A 15,073-nucleotide genomic window follows, 5' to 3' on the forward strand; every position below is an offset into this window, starting at 1 on the left:
CGTCGCACCCCGCGTAGCCTGACGTCATGCGCCCCACCCCCGAGAAGCCCGGGCCCGGCCAGGAGTCGGTCTGGGACTACCCGCGTCCGCCGCGTGTCGAGGCCGTCGACCGTCGCGTGACGATCGACCTCGGCGGCGAGCGCATCGTCGACACGCGCGATGTCGTGCGCGTGCTCGAGACGAGCCACCCGCCGGTCTACTACGTGCGCATCTCCGATCTGGCCGACAGCGTCGTGCAGCCTGCCGAGGGCGCGTCGATGTGCGAGTTCAAGGGACGAGCGCGCTACTTCACCCTCACGGCCGGCGGCGTCACGGCTGAGCGCGTCGCGTGGAACTACCCGACCCCGTTCCCCGGCTACGAGGCGCTGGCCGACCGCGTCGCGATCTACCCCGCGCCCATGGATGCGTGCACGGTCGACGGCGAGACGGTCATCCCCCAGCCGGGCGGCTTCTACGGCGGGTGGATCACGTCCGACGTGGCCGGCCCCTTCAAGGGCGCCCCCGGCTCGATGGGGTGGTGAGCGCGGCGGCGACGGTCCTCGTTGCGGATGAGGGGCACGTCCGAGCCGCAATCGGGCTCGGCGTCTCACCTCATCCGAAACGCGGAACGCGGAACGCGGAACGCTGCGAGCCCGAGCCGCGTCGGCGCCGCGCATCCACGACCCCGGCTCGGGGGCAGGAGCCGTTCACCCGCGCGGCCTAGCCTGGAGGGGCTATGAGCTCCTCGTCCTACACCGCCGTGCTGTTCGACCTCGACGGCACGATCGCCGACTCGGCGCCCGGCATCATCGCCTCGCTCGCGTACACCTACGAGCAGCTCGGGCGTCCGGTGCCGACGCCGGCCGAGCTCATGAAGTGGGTGGGGCCGCCGATCCTCGACTCGTTCCGCGAGTTCATGGGGCTGGATGAGGCCGGCGCCCAGGCCGCGCTCGCGATCTACCGCCCGCACTACATCGCGCACGGCGTGAACGACGCGTCGATGTTCCCCGGCGTCGACCGGGTGCTGCGCGCGATCAAGGCCGCCGGACTGCCGCTGTCGCTCGCGACGTCGAAGCCCGAGGGGCCGGCGACCACGATCCTCGAGAGCTTCGGCATCGCCGACCTGTTCGACGAGATCACCGGAGCCAGCGCCGACGAGACCCGCAGCGCGAAGGCGGATGTGGTCGAGGAGGCCCTGCGTCGCCTGCGCGCCGACGGCGCCGACCTCAGCGCGCCGGTGCTGATCGGCGACCGCGAGCACGACATCGAGGGCGCCGCCGAGCACGGCGTGCCGACCATCCTGGTCACGTGGGGATACGGCGCCCCGGCCGAGCAGGCGGGCGCGGTCGCGGTCGTCGACGACGCGGATGCACTGCTCACCGCCCTCGGACTCGCCGCCGACCGCGCGGCCTGAGCGGGTGACGCCAAGGCGCGGCCCGAGCGAGGCGGCGCGGCCCGAGCGAGGCGGGGCGGGATGAGCGGCGGGGGCCTGACCGGGTGGCGCTGCCCGCAGGACCGCCGATCCCATCGACCACCAGTCGCCGATCCTGCCGATTCTCCCGCCACTCCCCCGACGCAACTCAGGAGATCTGCGCTCAGGTGGGGCGCGCGCCGCATCGCGCGACGATCCTCCTGAGTTGCGTCGCGCTCCCGCGGTGCGTCAGGCGGCGGGGGACGCGCCGGGCACCGGGCAGTGCAGGCGCGTCGGCGTGTGCCCGTCGGTGGAGCGCTCGATCTCGTGACCGCTCATCGCCTGCCCGCAGAGGGGGCAGATCGCGGGCGGCGGCGCGTCCGTGCGCTCGCCGCCGCGCCCGGGCCCGAGCTGCGCCGGCCCGAGGTACGGGTACAGGGCCTTGTTCAGGCGGTCCCACCAGCGCGTTCTCTCGGCCATATCGTTAGTGTACTAACTATTCGGGCACTATGCTGGCGACATGGATGCGCGACCCGACGACGACCGAGATGGCGACGCATCCACGGCTCGTCCCGTCGGCGCAAGCGGTCCCGCATCCACCGCTCCGACCGCATCCACGCCCTCGCTCGTCGACGACCCGCTCGCGCTCGACCGCCAGCTCTGCTTCGCGCTCGTCGCGACCGCCCGCAGCGTGGTGTCGGTCTACACGCCGGTGCTCGAGCCGATGGGACTGACGCACCCGCAGTACCTCGTGATGCTCGCGCTCTGGGAGCGCAGCCCGCGCACCCTGCGTGACCTCGCCGCGACGCTGCGTCTCGAGTCGGCGACGCTGAGTCCGCTCGTGAAGCGCCTCGAGGCGGCCGGACTGGTCGAGCGCCGCCGCGACCCCGCCGACGAGCGCGCGCTCGCGGTGTCGCTCACCGACGCCGGCGTCGCGCTGCGCCGCGAGGCCGAGAAGGTTCCGGGGCAGGTCGTCGAGCGGCTCGGCATGAGCGTCGAGCAGCTGACCGACGTGCGGGATGCGCTGACCGGGCTGCTCGCGGGCATCGAGCGCTGACGCGGGTCGGCGCGGGCGTCGCGACGGCTCGGCGCCGGCATCGCAGCAGACTCGTCGTTCGCAACTCAGGACCGGATGCCGGATCTGCCACGGAATCGGCGGATTCGGCCCATCGATGCTGAGTTGCCGAGGGCCGGACCCTGAATCGGGGTCAGCGGGCGAGGCGGTCGACGATCGCGCCGAACCAGCGCGGGCGGGCCGCAGCGAGCGGCACGATCCGCGCCCGCAGCGGCGACGTCGCGGCGACCGCGAGCGCTCCCGTGATGCGGCGGAAGCTGCGCGTGAGGTGGAACCAGTCCGCCTCGTAATGCAGGGCATCATCCGCCCGGATGCGCTTCACCGCGGCGCGCGCCTGATCGAAGCCGAGGCGCAGTCCCTCGCCGGTGATGGCATCCACGTAGCCGGCGGCGTCGCCGATGAGCAGCACGCGTCCGGAGACGCGGCGACGGGTGCGACGGTGGAACGGCCCGGCGCCCAGCACCGGTCCGGCCCACTCGATCGCGGCGAGGTCGGCGGGGTTCGCCCGCGCAGCATCAGGCGCGTCGGTGCGCAGGTCCGCACCCGCACCCGCACCCGCGCCCGCGCCCGCGCCCGCGCCCGCGAGCTTCGCGACGAGCTCCGGCACCTCGGCGAGCGCCTCCTCGAAGCCGAGTCCCTGCGGCCCGAGCACGGCGACGCCGACCAGCCGGTCGTCGACGGGGGTGATGTAGATCTCGGCGCGCGAGGTCCAGTGCACCTCGATCAGCTCGGTCCACGGGGCGATGCGCGCGTGGCGCCGCAGTCCGAAGCGACGGGATGCGCGCCGCCGCGGTGCGGGACGCTCGAGCCCGAGCTGCCGCGCCACCCCCGAGTGCAGGCCGTCGGCGGCGAGGAGCCAGCGGGCGCGCATCCCGGCCGCGGAGACGGACGTGGAGTCCTGGGATATCCGGTCGACCTTCGCCCGGATGAAGTGCGCCCCGAGCGCCTCGGCGCGTTCGGCGAGCGCCCGATGCAGCTCGGTGCGGCGCACGCCGAGGCCGACCGCGGCACCCTCGGGGAAGCGGTGCTCGACCGCGACCCGCCCGTCGCTGTAGCGCACGCCGCGCAGCGCGAGCCCGTGCGGGGCGACACCGAGGCGTCCGAGCAGCGGGAGCGCGCCCGGCATGAGCCCCTCGCCGCAGGCCTTGTCGAGCGGGTCGTCGCGGTGCTCGACGACGGCCGCCGAGAGCCCGGCGAGGCACGCCTCGATCGCGGCGACGAGCCCGACCGGGCCTCCGCCGACGATCAGCACGTCGACGTCGACGCCGACGTCGGAGACGACGTCGGAGACGGAGACGCGATCGACATCGGCGTCGACGGCAGCCGCCGGCCCGGGTTCCTCCGCGCCCGGCTCGGGCCGCGCATCCACGTCGCTCATCGCCCCGAGCCTGCCGCATCGGACGGCGCGGCGAGCGCCCGCAGCGCCCGATCCTCGACCGGGATGCGGAAGCCGAGCAGCAGAACCGCGTTCAGCACCGTGAACGCGAGCGCCGTGATCCAGGCGGTGTGCACGAGCGGCAGCGCCACGCCCTCGACCACGACGACGAGGTAGTTGGGATGCGGCAGCCACGCCCAGCGATACGGCCCGCGCCGCACGCGCTCGGCTCCGGGCACCACGATCACGCGGGTGTTCCACTGGGCGCCGAGGCTCGCGATGATCCAGAGCCGGGCCGCCTGACACGCGACGGCGATCGCGAGCATCGGCCATCCCAGCCCCGGGATGAACGGACGATCCAGCGCCCACACCTCGACCACCGCGCCGAGGAGCAGGGCCGTGTGCAGCGCGACCATCCACGGGAAGTGCCGTCGCCCGTGCTCGACCCCGCTGCGCGCGAAGGCGGCCGTCGCGTTGCGGCGCGAGATGCGCAGCTCGTTGATCCGCTCGACGCCGGTCGCGACGACGAAGACGGTGAACAGGATGGCGCTGGTCACGCGGCGCCCCCGGCATCGACCCCGACAGCGCCGACCTCACCCACAGCGCCGGCCGTGACGCCCCCGCCCCACCGCAGCAGCACGATCTCGCTCGTGACGCCGGGCCCGAGCGCGAACAGCAGCCCCCAGGTTCCGGGCGGCTGCGACGGCGTGCGGGCGAGCACGTGCAGCACGGATGCCGACGACAGGTTGCCGCTCTCGGCGAGCGACTGCCACGCGGTGTCGAGCGCTCCGTCGGGCAGCTCGAGCGCCGCCGCGAACGCCTCGAGCACCCGCGGACCGCCCGCGTGCGCGACCCACGACCCCACGTCGGCGCGGGTGAGGGCATTGCGGGTGAGCAGCGCATCCACGTCGGCGGCGAAGTTCGCGTCGATCGCCCCCGCGACCTCGGCGGTGAGCACGATGCGGAAGCCCGTGCCGCCCAGATCGAAGCCGAGCACGCCCTCGCTGTCGGGGTAGAGGCTGCTGAGGGTGTCGACGATCTCCATGCCGCCGCCCGCAAATGCTCCCGCGCCGGCATCAGCGCCGCCGCCCGCGCCTGCTCCCGCGTCGGCGACGCCACCGCTCGCACGCGCCCCCGCAACGGCCAGTGGATGCGCATCCCCCACCACCACGACCGCCGCCGCCCCGTCGCCGAACAGCCCCGTCGCGACCGCGTTCGCGACGCTGCGGTCGTCGCGCTGCAGCGTGAGCGAGCACAGCTCGACCGCGAGCACGACGGCGACCCCGTCGGGATGCCCGGCCAGGTAGTCGTGCACGCGAGCGAGCCCGGCGGCGCCGGCGACGCATCCCAGCCCGAACGACGGGATGCGCTTCAGCTCGCGTCGGAACCCGAGCCGCCCGGCCAGCAGCGCGTCGATCGACGGCGCCGCCGCGCCCGTCACCGAGGTGAAGAAGAAGTGGTCGACGTCGCCCGGCGCGAGTCCGGCCTGCGCGAGCGCGGCGCGCACGGCCCCCTCCCCCAGGTCGGCTCCGGCATCCCGCCACACGCGGTTGGCCTCGTCGAAGTCGAGGTCGGCGTAGCGCGCGAGCGGCAGCACGGTGCTGCGGCGATGGATGCGCGTGCCCGCGTGCATCCGCTCGAACACCGCCCGCTCGCGCCGCAGCTCGGGCGCGTCGAGCCCGAGCGCGCGCACCAGCTCGGCCGTGATCTCGCCCTGCGCCGCCGAGTGCGGCGGCAGGACCGGGGCGACGGCCACGATGCGCGACATGGCGCCATCGTGTCAGCGGCGCGCGACCGGATGCGCGCGCGGGCCGCGCTGCACGGGCGAAGCACAGGATCGCGGGGCGGCGCGATCGGTGCCGCGGCGGTGCCGAGCGCCCGCCCAGAACTGGGGCCGCGCCGGGCAGCCCTGCCCATCGCCCGCCGGAGCGGATCGGCGCTAGCGTGACCGCGTGATCCTCAACTTCTATGTCGGCGTCAACGAGGTGCACCTCGTCAGCTTCAGCTTCGACAAGATGTGGGGCGGCACGATGATCACGGTCGACGGCGTGCCGATCATCCAGCAGACGCGCCTGTTCGGCGGGCTCGTCGCCCAGTGGGACCTCGTGGTCGGCGTGAACGAACCCCACGCGGTGCACATCGAGAAGCACCGCCCGGTCTTCATGGCCGGATTCCGCGCGCAGCCGGTCTACGCCTGGGTCGACGGCGTGCTGGTCGCGCAGGGCGAGGTCTGACCCAGGCCTACCAGCGCTCGTCGGCGCGCGGGACGACGCCGGCCACCGCATCCAGGTCGGGGAAGCAGAGGGCGAGCAGCTCGTCGGCCTCGCCGGTGCCGTCGGTGTCGACCATGCGCAACCCGATGAGGGTGTTGAGCAGCATGCCGTAGGAGAGGAAGCTCTTGCCGAACTCGGCGTCGAAGCCGGCGTCTTCGCGGATGAAGCGCCAGATGCGCCCGAACGACGCGCGCGCGACGGGTCCGATCGCGGGGTCGCCGCCGCGCAGGAAGGCGTGCTGCATCGTGAGGTGCAGTCCGCGCTCCTGCAGCAGGCGCAGGTAGGCGACGCTCATCGCCTCCTTGCGGGCGTGGGTGCGCTGCTCATCGGTCGCGCCGACGGGCAGCGCGGCGTCGGCCTCGTCGAGGGCGGCGCGGAAGTCGACCTCGAGACGATCGGCGACCGACTCCATCGCGGCCATGAACAGGCCCTGCTTCGAGCCGAACATGCGCACCACGTAGGCCTGGCTGACGCCGGCCGCCTGGGCGAGGTCGTCGGTGGTCGCGCCGTCGTAGCCCTTCGCGCCGAACACGGCGATCGAGGCGGCGAGGATCTGCGCGCGGCGCTCCTCCGAGCTCATGCGGGCGGGGCGGGCGCCGTCGGCGACGACGCCGGCACCGGCGCCGCCGGCTCGACCCGCGCCGTCGAGATCGGTGGATGCGCGGCCGGCGCCGGCCGTTCGAGACGAGTTCCGCGGGCTCATGTTGACAAGGTTATCAAACGTTTACTACGTTGCGGTAATCAGTTGATTACAACCGACCGGATGCGCAGCCGGCCGGTCCAGGGAAGCCGCACCGCACCCGCCACGGCGGGGCAGCCGCATCCACTCGACACCACATCCACGACACTCCCTCTCGACACAGGAGAACCGATGTCCACCGACACCTCCCCCGCGGCGACCGCCGCCGGTCCGCGCACCCGCCGCGCGCGCCCCTTCGGGCTCGTGCTGCTCGCCGCATCCCTGCCGATGTTCATGGCGACCCTCGACAACCTCGTCATGACCAACGCCCTGCCCGTGCTGCACGAGAAGCTCGGCGCCAGCGTCGAGCAGCTGCAGTGGTTCGTCAACGCCTACACGCTCGCCTTCGCCGGCACGATCCTGCTGGCCTCGGCGCTCGGCGACCGGCTCGGCCGCCGCCGCATCTTCCTCATCGGCATCGCGGTCTTCGGCATCGGCTCGACCCTCGCCGCCCTCAGCTCCGAGCCGTGGCAGCTGATCGCGGCCCGCGCCATCCAGGGCTTCGGCGGCGCGGCCGTCATGCCGCTGTCGCTCGCCCTCGTCGCCGGGGCCGTGCGTCCCGAGCGGCGCCCGCTCGCGATCGGCATCTGGGGCGGCGTCAGCGGCCTCGGCGTCGCCCTCGGGCCGCTCGTCGGCGGCGCCGTCATGGAGGGCTGGAACTGGCAGGCGATCTTCTGGATCAACGTGCCCGTCGCGATCATCAGCATCCCGCTCGCCCTGATCGTGCTGACCGAGGTGCGCGGGCGACGCGAGCGACTGGATGTTCCCGGCGTGCTGCTCGCCGGCGTCGGCGTGCTGGCGCTCGTGCACGCGATCGTGCGCGGCAACGACGACGGCTGGGACTCGCTCGGCGTCATCGCCGAGCTCGTGCTGGCCGCCGCACTGCTCGTCGCGTTCGTGGTGCGCCAGCACCTGACGACGGGCCCGATGATGCCGCTGCGGCTGTTCCGCGACCGCTCGTTCTCGGTGGTCAACGTGGTCGGCTTCGCGTTCAGCTTCGGCTCGATGGGCGCGGTGTTCATCCTCATCCAGTTCCTGCAGGTCGTGCAGGGGTCGTCGCCGTTCGAGGCCGCGCTGCAGACCACCCCGTGGACGCTCGCGCCCGTCATCGTCGCCCCGCTCGCCGGCATCTTCGGGCCGCGCATCGGCACCCGCGCGCTGATCGTCGCCGGCATGCTGCTGCAGGGCGTCGCCCTGCTCTGGATCGCGTCCGTCATGAGCGCCGACGTCGCCTACCTCGACCTGGTCGCGCCGTTCATCGTCGCCGGCGTCGGCATGGCGCTCGTCTTCGCCCCGTCGTCGACGGCGCTGCTCGCGACGCTCGTCGACGCCGACCACGCCAAGGCGTCGGGCGTCAACTCGACCGTGCGCGAGATCGGGGTCGCCCTCGGCATCGCCGTGCTCACCGCGATCTTCACCGGCGCGGGCGGCGAGCTCACGCCGACCGGTTACGTCGCCGCGGCCCAGCCCGCCGTGATCACGGGGGCGGCCGTGCTGCTCGCCGCGGCGCTCATCGGACTCGTGCTGCCGTCGGGGCGGGCGCGGCGCGGGGGTGCCGGTGCTGCTGGCGCTGACGCTGGTGCTGCTGGTGACGCTGGTGAGGCCGGTGCCGTTGGCGCCGAGGCGAGCGCGGGTGCGGTGGATGCGCGGGGCGAGTCGTCGGGAGACGGCGCGCCGCGCATCCCGGCCCTGACCGACTGACGCCCGTCGGCGGAGGCCGCGCGCGCATGCGTGCGTGCGTTCGTTCGTTCGTTTGTCGTTGACTCACGTGCACGGAAACCGGTGAGCGTGGCCACCGAGCCGGATAGCGGCTCGAGCGTCCCGCTCACCGGTTTCCGTGCACGGGCGCTGCACATCGTTTCGGATGAGCGCACCCGTCGAGCCGTATGTCGCTTCGGATGGCTCACCCATCCGAAACCGCGCACGCCTGCGGCACCCCCAGCACCCCGCCCGGCAGAAGCGCGCGGCGGGGGTGGGCAGAAGGAACCGCCGCCGCGCATCCGGCGAGTCGTCCCTGCACGGCGACCCGGGAGCACGGCGGCGGTGGTCTGTGAGCGGCGCGCCCGACATCGGACGCGGTGGTGCGGTGCGGTGGTTCAGTGGATCCGGCGCGACCTGCTCAGGCGTTCAGCAGTCGCACGTGATCACACCGTTCCCTACCGGACGGGGTGCGGTCAAGACATCGAGCGGGATGTTCAGCTCCCCGTCGTCATCGACGACCCCGAGACCCTCGCGGGCCCAGTACTCGAAGCCGCCGATCATCTCGCGCACCGCGTAGCCGAGGCGGCTGAATCGCAGGGCGGCCTTGGTGCTGCCGTTGCATCCCGGACCCCAGCAGTAGACGACCACAGGCGTGCCGAGCGGGATCTCGCGCGGAGCCCGCTCGTCGATCTCGGCGGTCGGCAGGTGCACGGCGCCGGGGATGCGGCCCTGGTGCCAGGAGCTGTGTCCCCGCGTGTCGACGAGCACGAACGTCTCGTCCGCGGCGAGCGCGGCCGCGACGTCGCTCGGGTCGGTCTCGTAGCGCAGCCTCGCCGCGAAGTGCTCGACCGCGGCGGCGCGGGCGGCCGCGTCGGGTCCGCCGCCGATCGCCGCGGTGGCGCCGGTCGCGGTGCCGGTGCCAGTCGCCTCGGTCGCTGGCGCGGTCGCGTCGAGAGTGGATGCGCTGCTCATGCCGCCAGCGTACGAGCGGCCGTTTCACGTCGTCGCGCGCGTTCCCGCCAGCCGCGCGCGAGAATCCGCCACCGCGTGCACGGTCGGGAACGCAATTCAGCACCGATCGCCGCCGGCGACCCGCGCGGGCCACCCCCACGCATCCCTGCTGAGTTGCGTCACCGGGATCGGCCTGGACACGGCTCCCGGTCGGCGCAACTCAGCACCGATCGCCGCCCTCGACCCGCGCGGGGCGGCCCGACGCATCCGTGCTGAGTTGCGTCAGCGCACGAGGGCGCACACGCGCTGACGGGCGACGGCCCGCACGTGCGGAAGACTGGAGCCGTGGCGCGCACCCTCCCCTCCTGGACCAGCGCGCCGCCGACCGCGGCCGTGCTGGTCGTGATCGGGCTCGCCTGCCAGGACGTGGGCGCCTCGATCGCGGTGCTGATCTTCCCGTCGGTCGGCGCGCTGGGCATGGTCGCGCTGCGTCTCGTGTTCTCGGCGCTGGTGCTGCTGGCGATCGCGCGGCCGCGCATCCGGGGCCGCAGCCGCCGCGACTGGGCGGTCGTCGTGGGCTTCGGCGTCGCGATCGCGGTGATGAACGGCGCCTTCTATCTGGCGCTCGACCGCATCCCGCTCGGCATCACGGTCACGATCGAGGTGCTGGGTCCGCTGGCGCTGTCGGTCATCATCGGACGCAAGCCGCTCGCCTTCGTCTGGGCAGGACTCGCCGTCGTGGGAGTCGTGCTGCTCGGCGGCGTCGACCTGAGCCGGCTCGAGGTCGTCGGCGTGCTGTGCGCGCTCGTCGCCGCCGCCTGCTGGATCGGCTACATCCTCGCGTCGGCCGAGACCGGCCGCCGCTTCGCCCGCCTCGACGGACTCGCCCTGGCGATGTCGATCGGCGCGCTGCTCAGCCTGCCGTTCGGCATCGCCACCGCCGGCGCCGCGCTCATCCAGCCCGTGCACCTGGGGCTCGGACTCGCGGTCGCGCTGCTGTCGTCGGCGATCCCGTACGGCCTCGAGCTGTTCGCCCTGCGCCGCATCACCGAGGCGACCTTCGGCGTGCTGATGAGCCTCTCGCCGGCGCTGGCCGCGACGGCCGGGCTGATCGTGCTGCACCAGGCCGTGCATCCACTCGACCTGGTCGCGATCGCGCTCGTGATCGCGGCGAGCATCGGCGCGGTCGTCACGGCGCAGCGGCGCGGGTCGAGCGGGCCCGGCGACACCGGACGGGATGCGCGGCTCCCCACCGAGGAGCCGCTCGCCTGAGCACGGGTCAGCGCACCGCGGTCCGCCCGGGCGGCCCGCCGCCGACGAGGGTCAGAGGATGAGCTGCTTCTCGATCTCGCGGGTCTTGAGGCGCGCCATCGCGAGGTTCGCGCGGTCGCGGTCGAGCACGAGGTAGATGAACACGTCGGGCGCGCGGCGCATCGGAATGAGGATGTGGAACTGGCTCGTCATCGTGATCAGCACGTCGTCGATCGCGTCGGGCAGGCCGAGCGCGCGGGCGGTGCGGGCCTTGGCGCGCAGCAGCTCGGTGTTGCCGGCGGCGGCGGCCTCGAGGTCGAACTGGCCGCCCAGCCCTCCCAGGCCGCCGAGCAGCATCCCGGTGCCGCTGTCGACGAGGGCGACGGCGCGGGCGCCTTCGATGTGCATCAGCGCATCGAGCGAGGCGGGCACGGTGGACATGGCGATCGTGTCGCGTTCGGGTTACACCTGTCGTCGAGAGCAGTGGATGCGCGGCCGCTCGGTCGGCGTCGGCTCGGTCGGCATCGGGTCAGTCCGCGTCGGCGACGAGCCGCTCGATCGCGCGACGCGCATCCGCGGCGAAGATCGGACTGCTGCCGGCGTAGTAGCCGACCGCGGCGGCAGCCTTGCGCCAGGCCCGCAGGCGGGCGAGGTGCCAGTCGGCCTCCGACGGATCGAGCACCTCGCGCAGCGCGCGGCGCCCGAGCGGGCCGACCGTCCACCACGCGGCGACGAGATCGTGCGTCGTGTCGCCGGCGCCGGCGCTGCTCCAGTCGATGATCGCGGTCAGCGCGCCCGCCCCGTCGACGACGAGGTTGCCGGGCAGGGGGTCGCCGTGGGTCCAGGCGCGGGCGCGGCCGGGGGTCCCGCTGACTCCGGTGACCCCGGCGACCCCGGCGACGCCGACGACGGGGGTCAGTGGATGCGCGAGGTCGCGTTCGAGCCGGTCGACCGCAGCGGGCACGTCGATGAGCGCAGCGCCCGCGCGCAGCCCGTCGATCAGGGTCGCGCGCTCGGCGACCGGGTCTCCGCCGCCGGTCTCGAGCGGGGTGTCGCCGTCGACCTCGATCGCGGCGAGCGTCGCGAGGGTCTCGCCGAGCAGGCGGCCGAGGCCGGCGTCGGCGGCGTCGGCGCCGACCGCATCCCGCGTCGCCCCGCTCTCCTCCGCCGCCCGCATCGCCGCGCTGAGCGAGCGACCGGGCAGCCAGTCGAGCACGGTCCAGCTCCACGGGATGCCGGGCGCGGGCGCACCCAGCGCGACCAGCTCGGGCGTCGCGACCGGCAGCATCCCGTGCAGTCGGGGCAGGATGCGCGCCTCGCGCTCGGCGTCGCGCGCGCCCCACTCGATCAGCGGCACGCGCACGACGAGCTCGTCGCCGAGACGGAACACCCGGTTGATGGTGCCGCCGCCCGCGAGCGGTGTCAGCGGCAGGTCGCGGAAGCGCGGGTGCTGCGCGTCGAGGGCGCGGCGCACCGCATCCGGGTCGATGTCCACCTCGTCGGCGTGCAGCCGCGGCCGAGCGGTGCCGGTCGTCGTGCCTGACGCCGTCGCGGCCGACACGCCCGCGCCCGACACGGTCTGCGCCGGCCCCGACGAGCTCAGTTGAAGAGGGTTCCGCCGCTGGCGATGCTGGCGATGCTCACGCCGGCGAGCACGAGCGCCGACACGGTCACGGCCGCGCCGATCACCATGAGGATGCCGGTGCCGACCACCGCACAGAACTTCAGGAACCCGTTCACTTCGCCTCCGCACCGACCGATGCCGTCAGCGGCACCACGTCGAGTTCCAGGGTAGCCAAGTCGACGACCGCGACCGACTCGTCGGGCAGCGGCGTCCACTCGGCGACGTCGAGGCCCGACGAGGCGAAGACGGTCGTGCCGTCGTCGTCGCGGCGGTAGCGCATCAGGTAGTAGGCGCTGAGGCTCTCGAACGGCATCTGCTCTTCGGGCACACCGGTCGCCGCGAGCTCGGCGCGCGGGATGCCGCTGCGCTCGCTCGCGTGCACCGCGACGAGGTGCGTCGGGGTGAGCAGGATCGCGTTGAGGCTCGCCCGCGGGAAGCGGGAGCGCAGCTCGGCGACCGTGCCGACGACGGCCTCGCGCAGCCCGTCGCCGGCGAGCATCCGGGTGCGGATCGCGGCGAAGTAGCGCTCGCTGTCGGTCTCGCCCTCGATGTCGCCGCGCAGCTCGGGCGCGACCAGATCCTCGAAGCGCTCGACCGGCGTGAGCGAGCCGTTGTGGGCGAACGAGAGCCCGTCGATGACGAAGGGATGCGTGTTCTGCGGCGAGCAGATCATGCCGTCGGTCGCGAGGCGCAGGTGCACGAGGCGAGCCGTGGCCGGGTCGTCGGCGAGCGCGGTCGTGAGGTCGGCGTCGTCGAGTCCGCTGCGGTCGGAGGCGCGGCGGCGCAGGCGCGCGGCGCGGGCGCCGTCGGTGCGGGCGGTGTCGGCACGGCCCGAGGAGCCGGTGGATGCACGGCCGGCGAGGTCAGAGCGCCCGGCCGAGGCGTCGCCCGCGTCGTGCGGATGCGCATCCCGATGCTCGTGCACGCCGCCGGCGTCGAGCCAGCTCGTGCCCCAGCCGTCGCGGTGCAGGCGCGCCATGTCCTGGAACACGGCGCTCTGATCGCGGCCGAGCACCTGCTGCACGGTGACGGGACGCGGCGCGGCGTAAGCGAGCAGACGGCACATGGGCGGGATCGACCTCCAGGGGCTCAACGGTACGCGCGTCACGGAGGCCCCGCCGACCGCGAGCCGGCGGGATGCGCGCGGAACCTGCAGAGACTGCACGTCGCGGCACTACGCTCGGGCCAGTGAGCGAACCCGACGAGACCAGCACCGCATCCCCGTCGGAGCAGCCGCAGGACGGCCAGACCGGCACCCCGCAGACCGACCCCGAGCAGCGCGAGACCGCCGACCCCGCGCAACCCGCCCACCCCACCAAGCGGCGCCGCTTCGTCGACCTGGCCCCGCTGCGCGCCTCGCCCGCGTTCGCTCGCATCTGGATCGGCGGCGCGATCTCGGGCATCGGCGCCCAGCTCACGATCGTGGCCGTCGGCCTGCTGATCTACGACATCACGCCGGGCAGCGCCGCCGCGAAGACGCTCGCCGTCTCGCTCGTGGGCGTCATCTCGCTGGTGCCGATGATCGTCGCCGGACTCTGGGGCGGGATGCTCGCCGACGCCTTCGACCGCCGGCTCGTGCTCATCATCAGCGCGCTGGCCGGCTGGCTGTCGACGCTCGCGCTCATCGTGATCGCCGTGGTCGACGCCGTCGCGCACGACCACGACCGCACCGTCGCCGTCTGGCCGCTCTATGTGATCACGACGATCAACGCGGTCGCCGCCACGATCTCGAACACGACGCGCATGGCGGTGACCCCGCGCATCCTGCCGGCCGACATGGTCGCCCGGGCGGCGGCGCTCAACGGCATCTCGATCGGCGTCATGGTCATGGTCGGCCCCGCCGTCGCGGGCGTGCTCGTCGCCGCGGCCGGGTTCCCGATCACCTTCGCCGTGGATGCGGTGCTGTTCCTGGCCGGGTTCGCCGGCATCCTGACCCTGCCGAAGCTGCCGCCGCTCGAGAAGGTGGGGCGGCCCGGTATCGCGTCGCTCGTCGAGGGCGTGCAGTTCCTGAAGCGCGCGCCGAACATCCGCCTCTCGTTCCTGGTCGACATCGTGGCGATGACCTTCGGGCGCCCGCACACGGTGTTCCCGGCCGTCGGCGCGGTGCTGATCGGCGGCGGCTCGATCACGGTCGGCGTGCTGACCGCGGGCATGGCGGTCGGGGCGTTCCTGGCGAGCGTGTTCAGCGGACCGGTGGCGCACATCCACCATCACGGCCTCGCCGTCGGCCGCGCGATCACCGCCTACGGCGCCTTCGTCGCCGGCTTCGGACTCGTGCTCGCCGCGATGGCGACCGGCTGGTTCGGCGAGGTCGGGCCCGAGCTGGATGCGGTGAACTGGGTCGCGCTCGCCCTCGCGACGCTCGCGCTGGTCGGCATGGGCGTGAGCGACGAGTTCAGCGCGATCTTCCGCTCGACCATGATGCTCATGGCCTCGCCCGACTCGATGCGCGGACGCCTGCAGGGCGTGTTCACGGTCGTCGTGACCGGCGGGCCGCGCGTCGGCGACCTCTATGTCGGCGTGTTCGCGACGGCAGTGGCGCTGTGGTTCCCGCCGCTGCTCGGCGGGCTGCTGATCATCGGGCTGATCGCGGTGCTGCTGCGGCTGCAGCCGTCGTTCCGGGCCTACGACGCGCGGACCCCCACCCCGTAGACAGGCGAGTTGCCCGGTTCTGCCGGGTTCCGGGTCGGGAAC

General features: G+C 73.7%; 17 protein-coding genes. 7 read left to right on the plus strand and 10 right to left on the minus strand.

Annotated elements, in window-relative coordinates:
• Window positions 1-26 precede the first annotated feature (26 nt).
• Together FJ658_RS01455 and FJ658_RS01460 are read left to right on the plus strand one after the other, a co-directional pair.
• Window positions 27-521, plus strand: a complete 495-nt coding sequence (locus FJ658_RS01455; RefSeq protein ID WP_141143588.1) for a DUF427 domain-containing protein — start codon at window positions 27-29, stop codon at window positions 519-521.
• A gap of 194 nt (window positions 522-715) precedes the next feature.
• Window positions 716-1,393, plus strand: a complete 678-nt coding sequence (locus FJ658_RS01460; protein ID WP_141143589.1) for an HAD hydrolase-like protein — start codon at window positions 716-718, stop codon at window positions 1,391-1,393.
• A gap of 246 nt (window positions 1,394-1,639) precedes the next feature.
• Here the strand turns inward: FJ658_RS01460 and FJ658_RS01465 are convergent, their stop codons facing one another.
• A complete protein-coding gene (locus FJ658_RS01465; protein WP_141143590.1) occupies window positions 1,640-1,870 on the minus strand; it encodes a hypothetical protein in 231 nt (76 codons plus the stop codon).
• Between the two features lie 40 nt (window positions 1,871-1,910).
• Here FJ658_RS01465 and FJ658_RS01470 point away from each other — a divergent pair, with 40 nt between their 5' ends.
• Window positions 1,911-2,447: a MarR family winged helix-turn-helix transcriptional regulator gene (locus tag FJ658_RS01470; RefSeq protein ID WP_141143591.1), complete on the plus strand. Its 537-nt coding sequence runs from the start codon at window positions 1,911-1,913 to the stop codon at window positions 2,445-2,447.
• Between the two features lie 151 nt (window positions 2,448-2,598).
• Here FJ658_RS01470 and FJ658_RS01475 read toward each other — a convergent pair whose 3' ends face one another.
• Genes FJ658_RS01475 through FJ658_RS01485 form a run of 3 tightly spaced genes read right to left on the minus strand, consistent with a single transcriptional unit; the run spans window position 2,599 to window position 5,608 of the window.
• Complete coding sequence (locus FJ658_RS01475; protein WP_141143592.1) at window positions 2,599-3,843, minus strand: NAD(P)/FAD-dependent oxidoreductase; 1,245 nt, start codon at window positions 3,841-3,843, stop codon at window positions 2,599-2,601.
• Window positions 3,840-4,397, minus strand: a complete 558-nt coding sequence (locus tag FJ658_RS01480) for an isoprenylcysteine carboxyl methyltransferase family protein (RefSeq protein ID WP_219995684.1) — start codon at window positions 4,395-4,397, stop codon at window positions 3,840-3,842. The genes FJ658_RS01475 and FJ658_RS01480 overlap by 4 nt, the downstream gene beginning before the upstream one ends.
• A complete protein-coding gene (locus tag FJ658_RS01485) occupies window positions 4,394-5,608 on the minus strand; it encodes a type III polyketide synthase (protein ID WP_141143593.1) in 1,215 nt (404 codons plus the stop codon). The genes FJ658_RS01480 and FJ658_RS01485 overlap by 4 nt, the downstream gene beginning before the upstream one ends.
• A gap of 184 nt (window positions 5,609-5,792) precedes the next feature.
• Between FJ658_RS01485 and FJ658_RS01490 the strand changes: the two genes are divergently transcribed.
• Entirely contained in the window at window positions 5,793-6,074 is a 282-nt protein-coding gene (locus tag FJ658_RS01490) for a hypothetical protein (protein WP_141143594.1), read from the plus strand.
• A gap of 7 nt (window positions 6,075-6,081) precedes the next feature.
• On the opposite strand, the gene FJ658_RS01495 is transcribed toward FJ658_RS01490, so the two are convergent.
• Window positions 6,082-6,816, minus strand: coding sequence for a TetR/AcrR family transcriptional regulator (locus FJ658_RS01495; protein ID WP_141143595.1), 735 nt, complete (start codon window positions 6,814-6,816; stop codon window positions 6,082-6,084).
• A gap of 168 nt (window positions 6,817-6,984) precedes the next feature.
• Between FJ658_RS01495 and FJ658_RS01500 the strand changes: the two genes are divergently transcribed.
• Window positions 6,985-8,553, plus strand: a complete 1,569-nt coding sequence (locus FJ658_RS01500; protein ID WP_141143596.1) for an MFS transporter — start codon at window positions 6,985-6,987, stop codon at window positions 8,551-8,553.
• Between the two features lie 426 nt (window positions 8,554-8,979).
• On the opposite strand, the gene FJ658_RS01505 is transcribed toward FJ658_RS01500, so the two are convergent.
• Complete coding sequence (locus FJ658_RS01505) at window positions 8,980-9,525, minus strand: rhodanese-like domain-containing protein (RefSeq protein WP_141143597.1); 546 nt, start codon at window positions 9,523-9,525, stop codon at window positions 8,980-8,982.
• A 324-nt stretch (window positions 9,526-9,849) separates the two neighbouring features.
• On the opposite strand from FJ658_RS01505, the gene FJ658_RS01510 reads away from it, so the two are divergent.
• A complete protein-coding gene (locus FJ658_RS01510) occupies window positions 9,850-10,776 on the plus strand; it encodes a DMT family transporter (protein WP_255447492.1) in 927 nt (308 codons plus the stop codon).
• 51 nt (window positions 10,777-10,827) lie between these two features.
• Here the strand turns inward: FJ658_RS01510 and FJ658_RS01515 are convergent, their stop codons facing one another.
• The 4 genes from FJ658_RS01515 to FJ658_RS01525 form a co-directional block, all read right to left on the minus strand.
• The gene (locus tag FJ658_RS01515; protein ID WP_141143598.1) at window positions 10,828-11,196 is read right to left on the minus strand and encodes a hypothetical protein; all 369 of its coding nucleotides are present in this window, start codon (window positions 11,194-11,196) and stop codon (window positions 10,828-10,830) included.
• An 88-nt stretch (window positions 11,197-11,284) separates the two neighbouring features.
• A complete protein-coding gene (locus FJ658_RS01520; protein ID WP_181408276.1) occupies window positions 11,285-12,316 on the minus strand; it encodes a phosphotransferase in 1,032 nt (343 codons plus the stop codon).
• A 38-nt stretch (window positions 12,317-12,354) separates the two neighbouring features.
• Entirely contained in the window at window positions 12,355-12,495 is a 141-nt protein-coding gene (locus FJ658_RS15940) for a hypothetical protein (protein ID WP_181408277.1), read from the minus strand.
• Window positions 12,492-13,445 carry a class II glutamine amidotransferase gene (locus FJ658_RS01525; protein ID WP_141143600.1) on the minus strand — a complete coding sequence of 318 codons (954 nt, stop codon included), beginning with the start codon at window positions 13,443-13,445 and terminating at the stop codon, window positions 12,492-12,494. The genes FJ658_RS15940 and FJ658_RS01525 overlap by 4 nt, the downstream gene beginning before the upstream one ends.
• A gap of 122 nt (window positions 13,446-13,567) precedes the next feature.
• On the opposite strand from FJ658_RS01525, the gene FJ658_RS01530 reads away from it, so the two are divergent.
• Complete coding sequence (locus FJ658_RS01530) at window positions 13,568-15,031, plus strand: MFS transporter (protein ID WP_255447493.1); 1,464 nt, start codon at window positions 13,568-13,570, stop codon at window positions 15,029-15,031.
• Window positions 15,032-15,073: the final 42 nt, after the last annotated feature.

Origin of the sequence: Schumannella sp. 10F1B-5-1, assembly GCF_006517535.1 — a bacterium.
GTDB lineage: Bacteria > Actinomycetota > Actinomycetes > Actinomycetales > Microbacteriaceae > Schumannella.

Excerpts from the sequence above, each read along its gene's own strand:
- FJ658_RS01485 (WP_141143593.1), bottom strand. The coding sequence starts at position 5,608 with ATGTCGCGCATCGTGGCCGTCGCCCCGGTCCTGCCGCCGCACTCGGCG.
- FJ658_RS01495 (WP_141143595.1), bottom strand. The coding sequence starts at position 6,816 with ATGAGCCCGCGGAACTCGTCTCGAACGGCCGGCGCCGGCCGCGCATCC.
- FJ658_RS01455 (WP_141143588.1), top strand. The coding sequence starts at position 27 with ATGCGCCCCACCCCCGAGAAGCCCGGGCCCGGCCAGGAGTCGGTCTGG.
- FJ658_RS01475 (WP_141143592.1), bottom strand. The coding sequence starts at position 3,843 with ATGAGCGACGTGGATGCGCGGCCCGAGCCGGGCGCGGAGGAACCCGGG.
- FJ658_RS01505 (WP_141143597.1), bottom strand. The coding sequence starts at position 9,525 with ATGAGCAGCGCATCCACTCTCGACGCGACCGCGCCAGCGACCGAGGCG.
- FJ658_RS01470 (WP_141143591.1), top strand. The coding sequence starts at position 1,911 with ATGGATGCGCGACCCGACGACGACCGAGATGGCGACGCATCCACGGCT.
- FJ658_RS01515 (WP_141143598.1), bottom strand. The coding sequence starts at position 11,196 with ATGTCCACCGTGCCCGCCTCGCTCGATGCGCTGATGCACATCGAAGGC.
- FJ658_RS01525 (WP_141143600.1), bottom strand. The coding sequence starts at position 13,445 with ATGTGCCGTCTGCTCGCTTACGCCGCGCCGCGTCCCGTCACCGTGCAG.
- FJ658_RS01465 (WP_141143590.1), bottom strand. The coding sequence starts at position 1,870 with ATGGCCGAGAGAACGCGCTGGTGGGACCGCCTGAACAAGGCCCTGTAC.
- FJ658_RS01460 (WP_141143589.1), top strand. The coding sequence starts at position 716 with ATGAGCTCCTCGTCCTACACCGCCGTGCTGTTCGACCTCGACGGCACG.
- FJ658_RS01500 (WP_141143596.1), top strand. The coding sequence starts at position 6,985 with ATGTCCACCGACACCTCCCCCGCGGCGACCGCCGCCGGTCCGCGCACC.